3 protein-coding genes are annotated in these 2,532 nt (G+C 57.5%); all 3 read right to left on the bottom strand.

Features of this window, described 5'->3' with window-relative positions; genetic code table 11:
- Positions 1-58: 58 nt before the first annotated feature.
- The 3 genes from ACW9IR_RS29170 to ACW9IR_RS29160 all read right to left on the bottom strand — a co-directional run bounded on the left by ACW9IR_RS29170 (position 59) and on the right by ACW9IR_RS29160 (position 2,332).
- Complete coding sequence (locus ACW9IR_RS29170) at positions 59-925, bottom strand: carboxylate/amino acid/amine transporter (protein WP_457466063.1); 867 nt, start codon at positions 923-925, stop codon at positions 59-61.
- A gap of 114 nt (positions 926-1,039) precedes the next feature.
- Positions 1,040-1,462: a hypothetical protein gene (locus tag ACW9IR_RS29165; RefSeq protein WP_457466061.1), complete on the bottom strand. Its 423-nt coding sequence runs from the start codon at positions 1,460-1,462 to the stop codon at positions 1,040-1,042.
- Positions 1,463-1,732: 270 nt separating this feature from the next.
- The gene (locus ACW9IR_RS29160) at positions 1,733-2,332 is read right to left on the bottom strand and encodes an FMN-dependent NADH-azoreductase (RefSeq protein WP_110720045.1); all 600 of its coding nucleotides are present in this window, start codon (positions 2,330-2,332) and stop codon (positions 1,733-1,735) included.
- Between the last annotated feature and the right edge of the window lie 200 nt (positions 2,333-2,532).

The raw sequence follows: 2,532 nt of genomic DNA, 5'->3' as shown, positions 1-2,532 counted from the left end.
AGACAAATCCATATTGACTGATACACCGCTATCGCGAGCAGGCTCACTCCTACAGGGGTTATGCGGTGGCTGGGGATTTGCGGATGCCCAGTCGGCTGATCCATACGGCGGCGAGGATGACGCTGCCGCCGAGAAACAACCGCCCCAATTCCTCATGCTGATTCCAGATCAGCAAATTCAGCAGCAACCCCACCGGCACATGCAGGTTGTTCATCACCGCCAGCGTGCCGCCGTTGACCATGCACGCGCCCTTGTTCCACCAGTACATGCCCAGCGCGGTCGAGACCAGACCGAGAAACAGCAACACGGCCCATTGCAGCGGCGCTTCCGGGAGGAAGTTGGCTTTGCCGAACATCAGGAATGCAGGCAGCACCACCGCCAGCGCGCCGAGGTAGAAGAAGCCGAAACGCCGGTAATGCGACAGGTCGCTCGGGTGTTTCGCCACCAGATGCTTGTACATCACCTGCCCTGCGGCATAGGTGAAGTTGGCCAGTTGCAGCAGCAGGAAGCCCATGAAGAAGTCCGGATTGATGCTGTCAAAGCGAATCACCGCCGCTCCGCCCACCGCCACCAGCGCCGCAATCAGCGCCCACGGATTGAAGCGCCGGTTCAGGGCGTCTTCGATCAACGTCACGTGCAGCGGCGTGAGGATAGTGAACAGCAATACTTCCGGCACCGTCAGCACGCGGAAGCTCAAATAAAGACAGACGTAAGTCACGCCAAACTGCAAGGCGCCGATCACCAGCATGCCGCGCATGAACGAAGGTTCCACCGACCGCCAGCGGGTCAACGGAATGAACACCAGACCAGCCAGCACCACACGTACCAGCACCGCAAAGTAACTGTCGACATGACCGGCCAGGTATTCGCCGATCAGGCTGAAGGAAAACGCCTGAATCAGCGTGACAAAAAGTAGATAGCCCATGCTCGCCTCGAAATCGAATGGCGGCGACGATAGCGGGTTTTGCGGCTGATCGCGAACCCTGCGCAAAGACAGCATGCGTGGGAACGCCCTTGGCCGTCCCCGGAATCAGGGGAGTCAGCCCTTGACGCAGTTTTCCATGCCGTGACCGCCGCCTTCGTATTCAGGGCCGTAATAGTATTTGCTGAAAGCGAGTTTGCCGTCAGAGCCCGCGGCCATCCGCGCGATACCGACACCGTAATCTTTCAGGGTCGCGTCTGTGTGAGCAAAGTAAATCGCCAATGAGTCTGCATTGGCAGCGGCAAAACCGTCGTACACGGATTTGTCCGCCAGGGTCAGCCTGAAGGTGTAAGCGCCGTAATGCCCAGTGCTTTGCCTGGCATTGAGCTGCATGTCGACCGTGCCTTTGAACTCGCCAATGTGGCTGTCCATGCCTTTGCATTCATAAACCCCGCTGTAATCGGTGCCGGTGAACGGGGGCGGGCTCGCCCAAGCGGGTGCCGAAATGAATGCGATAGCGGCAATGACTTTTTTGAGCATCGTGATCTCCCTTGATCGCTGACTGTTCAGACAAGGCCAAAGCCTAGGGATGCCCCTTCCGACAGACAACCTGAGAATCACGTAGGAAAATTCTGTTTTTGTGTTTTTGATGAAACGGCAGGCAAAAAAAAGCCCGATCTCGCTAATGCGTTCAATCGGGCTACAGCACTCAGGAGCAACAAGTGCAAAGGGAGGTTCGATGCGCGTAGAGCCTTGAAGGGGTTGCGCCAGGTCACTAGACCATCCAGCGATTATCTGGCGATTAACATATCAAGCGACCTGGGACAGCTTGGCGTTGGCCTGATTCAGGCCTTTCTCCTGGAAGTCGCCACCGAGGTTCATGCCCTCGGCGTGAATGAACGTCACGTCGTTGATGCCGATGAAACCCATGACCTGACGCAGGTACGGTTCCTGATGATCCGCCGGGCCGCCGGCGTAGATGCCGCCGCGAGCGGTCAGTACGTAGGCACGTTTGCCGCTGAGCAGGCCTTGCGGGCCGGTTTCGGTGTACTTGAAGGTCACACCGGCACGCAGCACGTGGTCGAGCCAGGCCTTGAGGGTGCTCGGGATCGCAAAGTTGTACATCGGCGCGGCCATCACCAGCACGTCGGCGGCGAGCAACTCATCGGTCAATTCGTTGGAACGGTCCAGCGACGATTGCTCGTTGGCGTTGCGCTGCTCGGCGGGCTTCATCCAGCCACCCAGCAGGTTGCTGTCCAGGTGTGGTACCGGGTTCGCGGCGAGGTCACGTACGGTGATCTGATCGTTGGGATGCGCAGCTTTCCACTGACTGATGAAGGTCTGGGTCAGTTGACGGGATACCGAGTCTTGCTGGCGGGCGCTGCTTTCGATGATCAGAACGCGGGACATGGTGTGTAGCCTCCATCCGAGAATGTTGTAGGTCGATGGAGTGAAGGTTAAACAGAGTCGAATCGATGGAAAAGCGCAAATAATTGCTGCAAAGTATCGAATAATTCGTTTAGATGCTGAACCATGCTCCTGTAGGAGTGAGCCTGCTCGCGATAGCGGTGTGTCAGCTACATCTGTGTTAACTGAAACTCCGCTATCGC

The organism is Pseudomonas sp. SDT291_1_S447, from assembly GCF_054070155.1.
The sequence above is the reverse complement of the archived record's forward strand: the minus strand, read 5'-3'. Positions and strand labels throughout refer to the sequence as shown.

Bases quoted from the DNA above. Each gene is read 5' to 3' on its own strand.
- ACW9IR_RS29165 (WP_457466061.1), bottom strand. From the start codon at position 1,462: ATGCTCAAAAAAGTCATTGCCGCTATCGCATTCATTTCGGCACCCGCT.
- ACW9IR_RS29170 (WP_457466063.1), bottom strand. From the start codon at position 925: ATGGGCTATCTACTTTTTGTCACGCTGATTCAGGCGTTTTCCTTCAGC.
- ACW9IR_RS29160 (WP_110720045.1), bottom strand. From the start codon at position 2,332: ATGTCCCGCGTTCTGATCATCGAAAGCAGCGCCCGCCAGCAAGACTCG.